Origin of the sequence: Youngimonas ophiurae (nom. illeg.) (assembly GCF_049803795.1) — a bacterium.
Lineage (GTDB): Bacteria > Pseudomonadota > Alphaproteobacteria > Rhodobacterales > Rhodobacteraceae > Thalassobius.
This window is the reverse complement of sequence record NZ_JBNAGJ010000001.1, coordinates 611,811-626,203: the sequence shown is the minus strand read 5'-3', so window position 1 is coordinate 626,203 and position 14,393 is coordinate 611,811. Positions and strand designations below refer to the sequence as shown.

Annotated in this window: 9 protein-coding genes; 3 read left to right on the top strand and 6 right to left on the bottom strand. The window is 63.6% G+C overall.

The genetic code is table 11. The features are described 5' to 3' along the window. Positions 1–102 precede the first annotated feature (102 nt). Genes der through ACP15O_RS03275 form a run of 3 tightly spaced genes read right to left on the bottom strand, consistent with a single transcriptional unit; the run spans position 103 to position 3,669 of the window. On the bottom strand, positions 103–1,581 hold the full coding sequence (gene der / locus ACP15O_RS03285) for a ribosome biogenesis GTPase Der (RefSeq protein ID WP_425094611.1): 1,479 nt from the start codon (positions 1,579–1,581) through the stop codon (positions 103–105). A 49-nt stretch (positions 1,582–1,630) separates the two neighbouring features. Continuing rightward, positions 1,631–2,953, bottom strand: a complete 1,323-nt coding sequence (locus ACP15O_RS03280; RefSeq protein ID WP_425094610.1) for a PQQ-like beta-propeller repeat protein — start codon at positions 2,951–2,953, stop codon at positions 1,631–1,633. 44 nt (positions 2,954–2,997) lie between these two features. Continuing rightward, positions 2,998–3,669, bottom strand: a complete 672-nt coding sequence (locus ACP15O_RS03275; protein ID WP_425094609.1) for a hypothetical protein — start codon at positions 3,667–3,669, stop codon at positions 2,998–3,000. Between the two features lie 237 nt (positions 3,670–3,906). Here ACP15O_RS03275 and ACP15O_RS03270 point away from each other — a divergent pair, with 237 nt between their 5' ends. Both ACP15O_RS03270 and ACP15O_RS03265 read left to right on the top strand, forming a co-directional pair. Further along, the gene (locus tag ACP15O_RS03270; protein ID WP_425094608.1) at positions 3,907–5,139 is read left to right on the top strand and encodes an efflux RND transporter periplasmic adaptor subunit; all 1,233 of its coding nucleotides are present in this window, start codon (positions 3,907–3,909) and stop codon (positions 5,137–5,139) included. Beyond that, entirely contained in the window at positions 5,136–8,726 is a 3,591-nt protein-coding gene (locus ACP15O_RS03265; protein ID WP_425094607.1) for an efflux RND transporter permease subunit, read from the top strand. The genes ACP15O_RS03270 and ACP15O_RS03265 overlap by 4 nt, the downstream gene beginning before the upstream one ends. A 694-nt stretch (positions 8,727–9,420) precedes the next feature. Here the strand turns inward: ACP15O_RS03265 and ACP15O_RS03260 are convergent. Both ACP15O_RS03260 and ACP15O_RS03255 read right to left on the bottom strand, forming a co-directional pair. Next, positions 9,421–11,241 carry an ABCB family ABC transporter ATP-binding protein/permease gene (locus ACP15O_RS03260; RefSeq protein ID WP_425094606.1) on the bottom strand — a complete coding sequence of 607 codons (1,821 nt, stop codon included), beginning with the start codon at positions 11,239–11,241 and terminating at the stop codon, positions 9,421–9,423. Between the two features lie 115 nt (positions 11,242–11,356). Then, the gene (locus ACP15O_RS03255; RefSeq protein WP_425094604.1) at positions 11,357–12,763 is read right to left on the bottom strand and encodes a LysM peptidoglycan-binding domain-containing protein; all 1,407 of its coding nucleotides are present in this window, start codon (positions 12,761–12,763) and stop codon (positions 11,357–11,359) included. Positions 12,764–12,866: 103 nt separating this feature from the next. Between ACP15O_RS03255 and ACP15O_RS03250 the strand changes: the two genes are divergently transcribed. Beyond that, positions 12,867–13,418 carry an LOG family protein gene (locus tag ACP15O_RS03250; RefSeq protein ID WP_425094603.1) on the top strand — a complete coding sequence of 184 codons (552 nt, stop codon included), beginning with the start codon at positions 12,867–12,869 and terminating at the stop codon, positions 13,416–13,418. Here the strand turns inward: ACP15O_RS03250 and rarD are convergent. Beyond that, positions 13,325–14,275, bottom strand: coding sequence for an EamA family transporter RarD (rarD, locus tag ACP15O_RS03245; RefSeq protein ID WP_425094602.1), 951 nt, complete (start codon positions 14,273–14,275; stop codon positions 13,325–13,327). The genes ACP15O_RS03250 and rarD overlap by 94 nt on opposite strands. Positions 14,276–14,393: the final 118 nt, after the last annotated feature.

Genomic DNA, 14,393 nt, shown 5'->3' with positions numbered 1-14,393 from the left:
GCGCCTCCTTTCTTTGCTCGCTCAAATACTCCGGGGGTGAATTGGCCGCAGGCCAAAAGGGGGCTGGCCCCCTTTTCCCACCTAAAATCCAGGCACCAGCGGTTAGCGGCCCTTGGGATTTTTGCCCAAATGCTTGCTCAGGGCCCCCGCATTCTTTTCGCGCCGTCCTTTATAGGGGTTCTTATTCCCCTGCCCTCGCATCGTCAGACGGATCGGAGTGCCCGGCATGTCGAAATCCTGCCGCAGCCCATTGATCAGATAGCGTGTGTAGCTTTCCGGCATCTTATCGGGCAACGAGCACATCACCACGAAGCCCGGCGGGCGGGTTTTCGCCTGGGTCATGTAGCGCAGTTTGATGCGGCGCCCGCCCGGCGCGGGCGGCGGGTGCTGTTCCACCATCCCGGTCAGCCAGCGGTTCAGCTGCGCCGTCGGCACGCGGCGGTTCCAGGTGTCATAGGCCCGCTCGATCGCGGCGCGCAGGCGTTCCAGCCCCTTGCCGGTTTTCGCCGACACCGTGACCAGAGGCGCCCCGCGCAGCTGCGGCAGCAGCCGCTCAAAGCTTTCCTTCAGATCGCGCAGTTTTTCCTGCTTGTGATCCTCAACATCCCATTTGTTCACCGCGACGACCACGCAGCGCCCCTCGCGTTCGGCCAGGTCCGCGATGCGCAGATCCTGCTGTTCAAAGGGGATAGCGGCATCCAGCAAAACCACGACGACCTCGGCGAATTTCACCGCGCGCAGCCCGTCCGAAACCGAGAGTTTTTCCAGCTTTTCCTGAACCTTAGCGCGTTTGCGCATCCCGGCCGTATCCCAGATCCGCACCGGCAGGCCCTGCCAGTCGATGGTCAGGGAAATCGCATCGCGCGTGATCCCGGCCTCGGGGCCGGTCAGCAGGCGGTCCTCGCCCAGGATTTTATTGATCAGGGTGGATTTGCCCGCATTCGGGCGGCCCACAACGGCGATCTGCATGGGTTTTTCGATGGTCGGGATACGGTGGGGCGGCAGGCCGTCTTCGTCCTCAAGCGCGTCGTCCTCGGACAGGGTGACATCGGTTTCGGGCGTGTTCTGCGCGGCGCGGTCCTCAAATTGCTTGGCCAGAGGCATCAAGGCGGCCAGCAGATCGCCCATCCCTTCGCCATGTTCCGAGGAAATGCTTAGCGGATCGCCCAGACCCAGCGCATAGGCCTCAAGCGCGCCGGCCTCGCCCGCGCGGCCCTCGGCCTTATTGGCGGCCAGGATCACATGTTTGGCGCGGCGGCGCAGGATGTCGGCGAAAACCTCGTCTGCGGGGGTCACGCCCACGCGTGCATCCACCATGAACAGGCAGATGTCGGCCATGTCCACGGCGCGTTCCGTCAGGCGGCGCATCCTGCCTTGCAGGCTGTCGTCGGTGGCCTCTTCCAGGCCGGCCGTATCAATCACGGTAAAGCGCAGATCGCCCAGGCGCGCCTCGCCTTCGCGCAGATCGCGCGTGACACCGGGCTGATCATCGACCAGCGCCAGCCGTTTGCCGACAAGGCGATTGAACAGCGTGGACTTGCCCACATTCGGGCGGCCCACAATGGCAAGGGTGAAACTCATGTCTCTGGCTCCAAAACGGATCAAGCCGCCCTGTTACAGCAATCGCGCGTCAACGGAAAGCGTACAATTGCCCCTGCGTTGACACCACATACATCACGCCCCCCGCGATCACCGGCGCGGTGGTGGCGCCGCCGGGGATGTCGATGCTGCGCACCAGCGCGCCGCTTTGCGGGTTAAAGAAACGGATTTTCCCGTCATTCGAGGCCACGATGATCTGACCGCCCGCCAGCACGGGGCCCATATTGGCGAAGGTCTCGGTGGCCTTTTTCTGGGTGTGTTTCACGTAATGAGGCAGCTTCACGCCCCAAATGCGGGTGCCGTCCCTGGCGTCTAGCCGGACCAGCTCGTTCTGGACGGTGACCGCAAAAACCGAGCCCCCCGCAGGCCACATCGGCCCCAGCGCGCCCTCGCGCGCGGTCCATTTGCGCTCGCCCGTGTTCAGATCCAGCGCCGCCATCCGGCCCGCGTTCGAGCCAACATAAACCGTATTGCCGTCAATCACCGGATCGCCGGTAATGTCGTTCAGCTTGGACAGGGCGCGGCTGCGCTGCTGACCGGCCAGTTGCGAGATCCACATCCGCATACCGCCCTGACGGAACGCGGCCTGCACCTCGCCGTCGCCATAGCCGAAGACCGCGTATTTATCGGTCAGCGCGGGGGCCGGCGCGCCCAGCACATTGCCGTTATCGGGGGTCGAGGTCAGCTGCCAGCGAATGCGTCCGGTATCGGCCTCGATCGCCCAGGCGGTGTCGTCGCCCGAGGTCACATAGACCAGCCCCTTGTAATAAGTCGGCGCACCCGAGCCGCTGGCGTTCAGCATCTGCTGCCATTTGATAGCGCCGCTGGTCGGGTCAATCGCCGTCAGCGTCCCAAAGCCCGAGGTCACGTACAGAACGCCCTTGCCATAGGCCAGCCCGCCGCCCGTGGCCTCGTCCGGGTTGTCATTGGGCGGGGTCAGATCGCGTGTCCAGACCGTTTCACCGCTGACCGAGGTCGCGGCAACGGTGGCATTGGCATCCAGCGTGAACACCTTACCGGCGGCCACGACGGGATCGGCCACGATCCGGTTCCGCTTGCCATCGCCCGCCCCGATGGGGGCCGACCAGATCGGCTGCGGCGCCACATTCAGCGCGGGGTGATCCGTCCGGTAGGCCGGGGTCGAGATACTGTGCGTCCATTCGGCATTCGTGCGCATTCGCGGCAGGCGGATCGCCAGCGCCCGGTTTTCCGGCACCGTATCGGCCTGCGCGCCGCCGCCTTCCAGCACCGCGTAAATATCCTCGCGCTCGCCAACCAGAATTTCTTCTTTTTCCGAACAGGCGGACAACATGGCCAAACCAGCCAGTCCCAGAATCATCGCTGTTGATTTCACGGCCCCTGCCCTCACTTCTGTGCGCGTTTTTAACGTATTCAGACTTATTGCCCCGTCGGGTTCGCCGGTTCCAGCTCGCCACCCAGCGCCACAATCAACTGAGACGCCCGGCGACGCAAGTCCTGCGTCACCTCGGCATCCGCGACGATCCGCTCAAGCCGCTCCAGCGCGGCCTCGGGCTTGGCCTGCTGGATGTCCAGCAGCGCCAGCTGTTCCTCGGCCGCCAGACGCAACGAGGGCGCGGTCTGGGTCAGCCCCTCAAGGCGGACGCGGCGCTCGGCCTCATCCAGGCTGTCGCCCTGCACCAGCAGCGATTTGAACGCGGCCACCTGGCGATAGATCGTCGGGATCTCTCCGTTTGCGGCCACGGCATCCAGAACAGACACGGCCCCGGCGGCATCGCCTGCCTCGGCCAGTTCGGCGGCGCGGATCAGATCCACCAGCGCTGCTGCGGCGGCACCGTCTGCCTGCACCCCGGCCAGAGCCTGAGCCCGCGCCGCCGCGCCCTCGGGTTCCAGCGCGGCGATCATGTCATCGCCCAGTTGCTGTGCGGCGGCCGTATCTTGTGCCTTCTGCCATTCATTGAACGCCGCCCCGCCAACGATGCCCACCACGGCCACCGCCGCGATCCAGCCGTATTTTTTCATCAGCGCGAACAGACGGTCGCGGCGCACTTCTTCGGTGACTTCTTCAATGAAACTGTCGGTATCGCTCACGGGCGGGCCCTTTTTTCGGTAAATTTGCCCTCTATTACCGCAGCCCCCGCCCCCTGCCAAGGCCCCGCAAGACCCGCAGGGGCGCGCACGCGAATGCACGCTTGCGCGAAGCTGGGTTGCCGCGTAAACTGAACTAAACGGTTCACCCTTTTGTGAACCGCCCTATTGTTTTGGGGGGCTGGCTTTTTACATATGCAGCACCCCCTGCCTGAAGCGCGCGAAAAGGATCCTGATAAGATGAGACCCATTCCGGTACTCACGGCCATTCTTGTTATGGCATTTCTATATGTGTTGGTGATGGAACGCGACACGCTGACGGCCTTTGCGCTGTCCGGCGACCCCCAGAGCGATCCCGCGGCCGTTCAGGCCGAAACGCCCGCCCCGGCCCCCGCAGCCAAGCTGATCAAGGTCGTGGCCCGGCACTCGGCCGCTCAGGTGATCGACAGCGCCGTGGTGCTGCGCGGCGAAACCCAGGCCCTGCGCCAGGTCGAGGTCCGCGCCGAGACCACCTCGCAGGTGGTTTCCGAACCGCTGCGGCGCGGCGCCTATGTTGAGGCCGGCCAGGAACTGTGCATTCTGGATCCGGGCACCCGCCCCGCCGGTCTGGCCGAGGCCAAAGCCGCGCTGGCCAGCGCCAGGGCCCATGTCCCCGAGGCCCAGGCCAACCTGAAAAAAGCCGAGGCCGCCCTGAAAGAGGCCGAGATCAATTATAACGTCGCCAAGAAGCTGAACACTTCGGGCTATGCGGCTGAAACCCGGCTGGCCTCGGCCGAGGCCGCGCGCAGCAGCGCCGAGGCGGGCGTGGAATCGGCGCGCTCGGGGCTGGAAACCACCCAGGCCAGCATCGAAAGCGCGCAGGCCGCCGTGGCCGCCGCGGAAAAGGAAATCCAGCGCCTGACCATCACCGCGCCCTTCACCGGCCTGCTGGAATCCGACAGCGCCGAGCTGGGCAGCCTGTTGCAGGCGGGCGGTCTGTGCGCCACGGTGATCCAGCTGAACCCGATCAAGCTGGTCGGCTATGTCCCCGAAACCGAGGTCAACCGCGTCGCCGTCGGCGCGCTGGCCGGGGCGCGCCTGACCACGGGCGAGATGCTGCAAGGGCGGGTGACGTTCCTGTCGCGCTCGGCCGATCCGCAGACCCGCACCTTCCGTGTGGACATTGACGTGCCCAACCCCGATCTGACGATCCGCGACGGGCAGACGGCGGAAATCCTGATCGCCTCGGACGGGGCAAAGGCGCATCTGTTGCCGCAATCCTCGCTGACGTTGAACGATGCGGGCATTCTGGGCGTGCGTCTGGTGGGCGCTGAAAACATCGTCACCTTTGCCCCGGTCAAACTGCTGCGCGATACGGTGCAGGGCGTGTGGGTGTCCGGCCTGGATGAAAACGCGGATGTGATCGTTGTCGGCCAGGAATACGTGACCGATGGCGTCCGGGTGGAGCCCACCTATCAGGAGGCCAGCCAATGACAGGTATGGTCGATTGGGCCGCCGCGCGCGCCCGAATGGTGATGGCCTTTATCCTTCTGTCGCTTGCGGCGGGGGGATATGCCTATTTCGGCCTGCCCAAAGAGGGCGAGCCAGACATCGACATCCCGGCGCTGTTCGTATCCGTGCCCTTCCCCGGCATTTCCGCCGAGGATTCCGAAACCCTGCTGGTCAAGCCGATGGAAACCGAGCTGGCCGATCTGGACGGTCTGAAATCCATGTCCGCCACCGCCGCCGAGGGCTATGCCGGGATCGCGCTGGAATTCGAATTCGGCTGGGACAAGGCCAAGGTGCTGGCCGAGGTGCGCGATGCGATGTCCACCGCCGAGGGCAATTTCCCCGATGGCGCGGATAAATATTCGGTGAACGAGATCAACTTCTCGGAATTTCCGATCGTCATCGTCAACCTGACCGGCGATGTTCCCGAACGCACCATGTACCGCGTGGCCAAGGATCTACAGGAAAAGGTGGAAAACCTGGACGCGGTGCTGGAGGCCGGGATTGCCGGTTCGCGCGATGAAATGGTCGAGGTGGTGATTGATCCGCTGCGGCTGGAATCCTACAATGTCACCGCCTCTGAGCTGATCAATGTCGTTCAGAATAACAACATGCTGGTTGCCGCGGGCGAGGTGCAGACCGAGCAGGGGAATTTCTCGGTCAAGATCCCGTCGTCCTTTAACGAACCGCAGGACATCTACTCTCTGCCGGTGAAGATCAACGGCCAGCGCGTCGTGACCCTGGGCGACCTGGCCGAGATTCGCCTGACCTTTGAAGACCGCGAAGGCATCGCGCGTTTCAATGGCGCGCCGACGGTTGCGCTTCAGGTGGTCAAGCGCAAGGGGTTCAACCTGCTGGACACTTCCGAAGAGGTACGCGCGCTGATCCAAGAGGCCCAGGCCGAATGGCCCGAAGACCTGCGGGCCGCCGTCAGCGTCGGTGCCTCGAACGATCAAAGCCGGCAGGTGGCCTCGATGGTCAGCCAGCTGGAGGGCTCGGTGCTGACCGCCGTGGCGCTGGTGATGATCGTGGTGCTGGCCAGCCTGGGCAGCCGTGCCGCGCTGCTGGTGGGCTTTGCCATTCCGACCTCGTTCCTGCTGTGTTTCCTGCTGCTGGCCGCGATGGGCGTGACCATTTCCAACATCGTCATGTTCGGCCTGATCCTGGCCGTGGGGATGCTGGTGGATGGCGCGATCGTGGTGGTGGAATACGCTGACAAACGCATCAAAGAGGGCGTCGGCCCCATGCACGCCTATGTTGAGGCGGCCAAGCGCATGTTCTGGCCCATCGTGTCCTCGACGGCGACAACGCTATGCGCGTTTTTGCCGATGCTGTTTTGGCCGGGGGTGCCGGGCGAGTTCATGGGGATGCTGCCGATCACACTGATTTTCGTGCTGTCCGCCAGCCTGGTGGTGGCGCTGATCTACCTGCCGGTGATGGGCGGCGTGTCCGGACGGCTGAGCCGCCGGTTCGAGTTCGCCTCGGATTTCCTGATCCGTCATTTCCCCTGGTGGGTGCGCGCGGCGCTGGTGCCGGTCACCTGGATGGGCATGTTCATCGGCGCGATGCAGGTGCTGAACCCGGCCTATCTGTCGGCCGGTCTGGCACAATCGCCGGGGATGGCGCTGGCCGTGGGCTCGGGGCTGTTCTTTGTGTCCGCCTTTGGCGCTTCTGTTGCGCTGGGGGCCTCGAAAATCACCTGGCGGCGGCGCAAACCAATCAAGGCCGGGCACAAACGCACGCCCTTTGGCCTGTTCATCAAGTTCATCGCGGGCAATCCCGTTATGCCTCTGGTCACGGTTGTGGCCGTGGTGGCCTTTGTCGGCGCGACCTTCCAGTTCTTTGGCCAGAATAATAACGGCGTCGAATTCTTCGTCGAATCCGAACCCGAGCAGGCCATCGTCTATGTCCGCGCGCGCGGCAACCTGTCGGTTCAGGAAAAGGACGCGCTGGTTCGCCAGGCCGAGGAAATCGTGCTGGCCCACCCCGGCGTTCTGAACGCCTTTGCCTTCTCGGGCGAGGGCGGGCTGAACAACAACACCGGCGGCGCGCAGCCGCCTTTGGATACCATCGGCCAGGTTCAGCTGGAAACCATCCCCTGGGAAGAACGCGCCGACCGCCCCGATCTGGATGGCGATGTGGTGATCGCCGAACTGACCCAGCAACTGGAACAGATCCCCGGCATCATGATCGAGATTCTGGCCCAGGCGCGCGGGCCGGCCTCGGCCAAGCCCGTACATCTGCGCATCAAGGGCGACAACTGGGAAGATCTGCTGGCCGCCACCCGTCTGGCGCGCGAACGGTTTGACACCACCGAAGGGCTGGAGCTGATCGAGGACACCCTGCCCCTGCCCGGCATCGACCAGCAGATCAACGTGGACGTGGAAAAGGCCGGGCGCTACGGCGCGAATGTGGCCACGGTGGGCGCGATGGTGCAGCTGGTCACGCGCGGCATCTTGCTGGACACGATGCGCGTGGACAGCTCGGACGAGGAAATCGAGATCCGCGTGCGCCTGCCGCAGGAATACCGGGTGCTCTCGACCCTGGACACGCTGAAGGTGCGCACCGCTGACGGGCTGGTCCCCCTGGCCAATTTCATCACCCGCGAACCCGTCCCCAAACTGGCCGAGATCAACCGCGTCGATCAGGAACGCTATTTCGACATCAAGGCCGGCGTCACCGCAGGGCTGACGAAAACCGTCACCGATGCGGATGGCACAACGCATGACGTGCCGATCACCGCCAACGAGCGGATCGCCGCGCTGACCGACTGGCTGAACACCAAGCCCCTGCCCCACGGAATCGAATGGGAATGGACTGGCGACCAAGAGGATCAGGCCGAATCCCAGGCCTTCCTGTCCAGCGCCTTTGGGGCGGCTTTGGCGCTGATGTTCATCATCCTGCTGGCGCAGTTCAACAGCGTCTACAACTCGGTTCTGGTGCTGCTGGCGGTGGTTCTGTCCACCACTGGCGTGCTGATCGGGATGTTGGTGATGGATCAGGCGTTTTCCGTGATCATGACCGGCACGGGCATCGTCGCGCTGGCCGGGATCGTGGTGAATAACAACATCGTTCTGATCGACACCTATCAGGAATATTCCGCCTATATGCCCCGGATCGAGGCCATCGTCCGCACCGCCGAGGAACGCATCCGCCCGGTGCTGCTGACCACCATCACCACGATGGCCGGTCTGGCACCGATGATGTTCGGCCTGTCGCTGGACTTTATCCAGGGCGGCTATTCCGTCGACAGCCCCACCGCGCTTTGGTGGAAACAGCTGGCCACGGCGGTGGTGTTCGGGCTGGGGATCGCGACGGTTCTGACGCTGATCTTTACGCCTTCGATGCTGGCAATCCGGGTCTGGGTGAACACCTATATCCGCTGGGTCGCGCGCGCCTTGGCCGCGATGGCCCTGGGCAGCGCCAGCCGCACCGCGCAGGATTTCGCCCTGCAACGCGCCGCCCGCAAGCTGAAAGCCCCCGAGATCATCTGGGACGACGATGTCCCCGATCTGGCCGAGGCCACCGTGCCCGCGCCGCCAGGCAAACCGGGGCTGAAAGCCGCTGAATAACCCAAAGGCCGGGCCAAGCGCCCGGCCTTTTTCATAGCTCCTCCAAGCGGCAGGCACACCTCGCCCGTGCTCCGAAATCCGTAGCCAATGTATCACAGATCTATTGGGCTAGGCCGAAAGGATCAGGACTGTTTGTCAGACTTCCGTTCCAGCTTTCTGCGGATGAAGTACCAGACCACATCCCAAAAAACCTTCAGCAGAAGCGCAATCAATGCGTCCACTATCGGACTCCTTGGTTATTAGTTCGCAACCGCGAACGCCAAAAGCCCTGCGAGAAAGCTCACAGGGCCACGAAAAACCCCGCCTCCTGCACCAGGCAGAAAGCGGGGTATCTAAATGTCAGAAGTTTGACCTATCTGGCCACATCATTGCGTCGGGCCTGACACAAAAAGAGGCGCCACAACAGAAGCCTTGATCTCCGCCTGCTCCCGGTTATCCCGCCGGGTACGCCACCTGACCGCCGCCGGGCTGGTGCAAGCGCAATTCGGACACTGACTGTGCATCAGGCACAGATGTGTTTCTCTGATCATGTCAAGGTACCTAGAAATTCGCAAGCCCCACTCTACGACAATGTGCCAGTTCGATATCACTTTGAAGAACGGGGAAGGCTCCTGCCCAAAGGCCCCGTATGCCCCGCACGCTAAACGCCTCGAATCGTACGGTTCTGCCGGTTACCCAAGTGTGGCCCTTGCGGTCAGGCGGCCTCTTCGTTCTGCTGGCGCGTCCACAGGCTGTAATAGCGCCCCTGAGACGCCAGCAGCTGCGCGTGGGTGCCTTGCTCGACCACGGTGCCCTGCTCCAGCACGACAATCCGGTCCGCATCCGCGATCGTGGACAGACGGTGCGCGATGGTGATCACCGTGCGGCCCCGCCCGGCCTGGGCCAGAGCGCCCTGAATCTCGCGCTCGGTGTCGGTGTCCAGCGCGGATGTTGCCTCGTCCAGCAGCAGGATCGGCGGGTTCTTCAGCAGCGTCCGCGCGATCCCCACGCGCTGTTTTTCCCCGCCTGACAGTTTCAGCCCGCGCTCGCCCACCTGCGTGTCATAGCCCTGAGGCAGGGACATGATGAAATCGTGAATCTGCGCGGATTTGGCAGCGGCGATCACCTCGGAATCCGAGGCATTATCGCGCCCATAGGCGATGTTATAGCGGATGGAATCGTTAAACAGCACCGTGTCCTGCGGCACCACCCCAATCGCGGCATGGAGGCTGTCTTGGGTCACATCGCGCACGTCCTGCCCGTCGATTGTCAGCGCCCCGCCCTGCACATCGTAGAACCGGAACAGCAGTCGCCCGATGGTGGATTTGCCAGACCCGGACGAGCCGACAATGGCCACCGTCTGCCCCGCCGGAACATCCAGGCTGATCCCCTTCAGGATGGGACGCGCGTCCTCATAGCCGAAGCGCACATCCTCCAGCCGCACATGCCCGCCCGAGACCGCAATATCACCTGCACCGGGTTTGTCTGTCACCTCGGCCGGTTGTTCCAGCAGGCCGAACATCTCGCTCATGTCCACCAGGGATTGGCGGATCTCGCGATAGACCGTGCCCAGAAAGTTCAGAGGCATGGTGATCTGGATCATATAGGCGTTCACCATGACGAAATCGCCCACCGTCAGGCTGCCATTCTGCACGCCCATCGCGGCCATCACCATCACCGCAATCAACCCCGAGGTGATCAGCAGCGACTGCCCGAAATTCAGCAGGGACAGAGAATAGGCCGTGGACAGAGCGGCCTTCTGATAGCCCTCCATCGCGCTGTCATAGCGGGCAGCCTCGCGCGCCTCGGCGCCGAAATATTTCACGGTTTCAAAGTTCAGCAGGCTGTCGATCGCCTTTTGGTTGGCGTCGGTGTCCTGCTCGTTCATCTTGCGGCGCAGTTTCACCCGCCATTCGGTGACGGCAAAGGTGAATTTCACATAGGCCGCAATCGTCACCGCCACGACCACCAGATACCACACATCGAACAGCCAGAAAAAAATCACCGCGATCATCAGCAATTCCAGGATCAGCGGCCCGATGGAAAACAGCATGAAACGCAGCAGGAATTCCACGCCCTTCACGCCGCGTTCGATGATGCGGGACAACCCGCCGGTTTTCCGCGTGATGTGATAGCGCATGGACAGGCGGTGAATATGGGTGAAGGTCTCAAGTGCCAGGGCCCGCAAGGCCCGCTGCCCGACCAGCGCAAACACCGCGTCGCGCGCCTGCTGGAACCCGTTCGCCATCAGACGCGCCATCCCGTAGGCCACGGTCAGCCCGACGGCCCCCAGGGCCAGCATCGGCACGCCCTCGCCCGCCAGAGCATCCACCGCCCCCTTATAGAACATCGGCGTCAGCACCGTCACCAGCTTGGCCATCAGCAGCAGCACCATCGCCGCCACCACACGCAGTTTGATGTCCAACCGGCCTTCGGGCCACAGATAGGGCGCGACCCGGCGCAGCGTGGACCAGCCGCTGGCGCTGGTCTGGGTGGGATCATCAGGTGAAAGGGGTATGGATCGGCGGCTTCGCATGGGGCTTTCCTTTGCAATGGTCCTGACATAGGCCCCCCCGCCCCGAAAGACCACCCAAAGCAAAAACGGGACGCCCCTGCGCCCCGTTTTTTCTGCATGACGTCGCGATGCCGCGCTACTGAGGCACCACGAAAACCTGGCCGGGATAGATCAGATCGGGATCGCGGATCCGGTCTTTGTTGGCCTCGTAGACGCGCACATACAGCGTTCCTTCGCCGTATTTTTCCCGCGCGATGGCCCACAGGGTCGAGCCAGGCTGCACCGTCACCACCTTTACCGGCGGCGCGTTGGGATCTTTGGGCTGTTCGGGGGCTTCGGGCTGGGCGGTGGCCAGCTTTTCGGGCGCCTCGCGTTTAAAGGGCGTCTCGATCCGCGACAGCACCTTGCCGCCTGCGTCCAGCTCATCGGCGCGCAGGGTATAGAGACCGGGCTGAACGGCGGCCAGAACGGTGCTCCACTGGCCTTTAAGGCCAATCACCGTGCCCCCGGCGGCGGCATTATTCAGATAGATCTGCACGAATTTGCCCGGCTTGCCGCGGCCCGCAACCGTCACCTCGCCGGTATCGGTATAGCTGATCGCGTCAATCGCCACAGAGGCCCGCACTTCGGGGTCCGCCTCGGTCTGCGCGGGCTGTACCACCTTCACCCCGTCCTTATCGGCCAGAATGACGGCTGGCGCTTTGGGTTTGGGCGTGGGGTCAGGGGCGGCCGCGGGCTCAGGCTCGGACTCTGCCTTGGGGGCGGTATCCTCTGGCGCCTCTTGGGCCCGATCTTGGGCCGGCTCTTCGGACGCGGCTTTGGGCGCTTCGGCCACCTGAACCGGCGCTTCGGGCTGAACGGAGTCGGGCTGGGCAGGTTCAGGCTGAGCGGGCGTTTCCTCGCTGACAGCCACCGAACTGGGCGGCGTATCCCTGGGCTCTGTGGACTCTGCGGGCGCGGGCGTTTCTGCTGCCGGCTCTTGTTCGGGGTCTGCGGCGGGCGCTTCGGACACCGGAGCCTCGGCCACCTTTTGCTCAGGAACCGGCACCACCGGCGCGATGATCACCGTCTGATCCGAGGCCAGTTCCTGCCCGTCAATCCGCATCAGCAGGCTCAGCACACGCGGCTGATCCGAAGGCGCGATCTGCGCGAAACCGGCGAATTTACCGTCCGCGCCGGGCTTGGGCCGGATCAGAACGGCACCGTCCAGCAGAACGTCCAGCTCGGCCCCGGCGGCGGCGCTGCCCGCGATCAGGGTAGACCCGTCCGGCTCGACCCGCACCACATCAAAGCTGGGCGCGGCATAGACCACCGGCGCAGGCTGTTCCCTGGGCTCTGAGGGCGCGGGGGTGGCCTTGGGCCTTGCTTCGGGCTTTACCTCGGGCGTTACAGCAGGGGCGGCAGGCTGCGCCACCTCGACCGGCTGCGGCGTGTCCCCGTCAAAAACACCCAGTACATAGGCTCCGGCCACACCGGCGGCCACCACCACGGCACCGGCAATCGTCAGGGCCTGTCCGCCCAGAACTCCAGCTTGTTTCGTCATCGTTATCCTTCCAGCCCCGCCTTATTCATCCCCAGCGGTTGAGCGAACATACCAACAGCGCTATCACGGGTCAAAACCACCTTTTGCCTATGGGTTATTTGCCATGAAAACCGTGTCAGTCTGTGTCTATTGTGGTTCACGTTCGGGGAAAAAGCCCATTTATCAAGCCCATGCCGAAGAGCTGGGCGCCGCATTGGCCGGCATGGGCTGGCGGCTGGTCTATGGGGCGGGCGATGTGGGGCTGATGGGGGCCGTGGCGCGCGCGGCCCAGACCGCAGGGGCCGAGACCTTTGGCGTGATCCCCATGCACCTGGTCAAATGGGAGGTCGGTAAGACCGATCTGACCCGATACATTGTCACCGAAAACATGCACGAGCGCAAAAAGGTCATGTATATGAACTCGGACGCGATCGTGGTGCTGCCCGGCGGTGCGGGATCGCTGGACGAGCTGTTCGAAGTGCTGACCTGGCGCCAGCTGAAACTGCATGACAAACCCATCGTGCTGCTCAATTCCGACGGATACTGGCAGCCTCTGCTGGATATGGTGCAGCATGTGGTGGATCAGGGCTTTGCCGAACCGTCCCTGCTGGCATTCCTGACCGTGGTGGACACGCCCTCGGCCGTGATCGAGACCCTGCGCGACGCCCTGTCCTGAACCAGCGCGGCAAAGGAATAAATCGCCAGCGCCGTCCAGATCATGGCAAAGGCGATGGCGTGCCATTGCCCGAAGGGTTCAGCGAAAACCAGCACCGCGCACAGGAATTGCAGCGTCGGATTCAAGTATTGGATCAGGCCCACGGTGGCCATGCTGACCCGCTTTGTGGCCGCCGAAAACAAGATCAGAGGCGCCCCCGTCAGCACCCCCGAAAACATCAGCAGCAGACTGTCGGACAGGCTATAGCCAAGGACCGGCACGCCCTGCTGCCATTCCCACAGCAGAACCAGCAGGGCAATGGGGCTCAGCAGCAGCACCTCGGCGGTGACAGACACGACGGGCCCCACGGAAAGGCGTTTTTTAACAAGCCCATAGAGCCCAAAGGTCACTGAAAGGATTAACGCAATCCAGGGCGCCACCCCTAGCCCCAAAGTCAGCACCAACACCGCCCCCAGCGCCAGCGCGACGGCCAGGATTTGCAGGGGCGACAGGCTTTCCTTGAACACCACCACGCCGATCAGAACCGCCACCAGCGGAAAGATGTAATAGCCCAGAGAGGCCTCGACCGCGTGGCCGACCTGGATGGACAGGATGAAGACAAACCAATTGACCGAGATCATCACCGCCGCAAAGACGATCACCCCCACCACGCGCCAGGATCTGAACACCCCGCGCAACTGCCCCAGCCGCCCCTGCCCGGCCAGCACCAGCGCAAAGAACGCGCATGACCACAAGGTGCGATGAGCCAGCACCTCCAGCGGCGGGATATGGGCCAGCAATTTATAGTAAAGCGGCGACAGCCCCCAAACGGTGCAGGCCACCAGCAACGCCAGAACGCCGCGTTTGGACTCGGTCATGATTTTCCCTCGCTCGCGGAACAGTGGCGCGGAAATCCGGCCCCGACAAGCGATTTTTGATCAAAAAGAAAAACCCCGCCGAAACCGGCGGGGTCTGTATTCTGTCTGGGCCGGCTCG